The 860-nt window shown below is 61.7% G+C and carries 1 protein-coding gene; it reads right to left on the minus strand.

Annotated features, from left to right (window positions below):
- Window positions 1-194: 194 nt before the first annotated feature.
- Window positions 195-812: a TPM domain-containing protein gene (locus tag D8U71_RS00985; protein WP_024011959.1), complete on the minus strand. Its 618-nt coding sequence runs from the start codon at window positions 810-812 to the stop codon at window positions 195-197.
- Window positions 813-860 lie beyond the last annotated feature (48 nt).

Below are 860 nucleotides of genomic sequence, written 5' to 3' on the forward strand. Positions count from 1 at the left end.
CCCCTCACCCCAGCCCTCTCCCGGAGGGAGAGGGGGCCGACCGAGGTGTCTTGCGCTCGACATCGACCTGAACGACCGAGTCGGCTATGGCTGTCAGGATTTGATTTCGACTCGGCATTTCAGGTCGGCGGAACTCGACAGAACACCCTGGTCGGCTCCCTCTCCCTCTGGGAGAGGGCTGGGGTGAGGGTTTTTCAGCCCAACACCACCAACCGATTCGGCAATTCATTCCTCACCTGCGTCACCGGCACATGCACCTTCAACAACTCGCCACACGCCTCCACGCACGTGACAAACCCTTCCAGCGTGCGCCCCTGCCTGACCTGTTCGGTAAACGCCGCGACAATCGCGTCCCAGTTGCTGTTGTCCAGCCGTTTGGAAATTCCCTCGTCCACCAGAATTTCCACATAGCGCTCAGCCTCGCAGACAAAAATCAGCACGCCGGTGCTGCCCACGGTGTGGTGCAGGTTCTGTTCGAGAAACTGCCGCCGCGCCAGGTTGGAGGCGCGCCAGTGGCGCACACGGCGCGGGACCAGATGCGTGGTGATTTTCGGCAGACGAAACAGCAGGCACAGGACGATGAACATGCCCCATTGCACCAGCAGCAGACTGCGCAGGGTCAGCCAGCCGGTGAGGTAGTGGACGATGCCCGGCAACACCAGCGCCAGCAGGCTGGCCCAGAGCAGCGGGATGTACGCGTAATCGTCGGCACGGGCAGCGAGCACCGTGACCAGTTCGGCGTCGGTGTCGCGCTCGACCCGGGCGATGGCCTCGGCGACTTTGCGTTGTTCGTGTTCAGTCAGTAATGCCATGTCGAAAAGTGCCTGCTCATTATTCTTTTGATCTCACCAGCCGCCGGA

The sequence above is a fragment of the Pseudomonas sp. Sample_21 genome, from assembly GCF_004307525.1.
GTDB lineage: Bacteria > Pseudomonadota > Gammaproteobacteria > Pseudomonadales > Pseudomonadaceae > Aquipseudomonas > Aquipseudomonas atacamensis.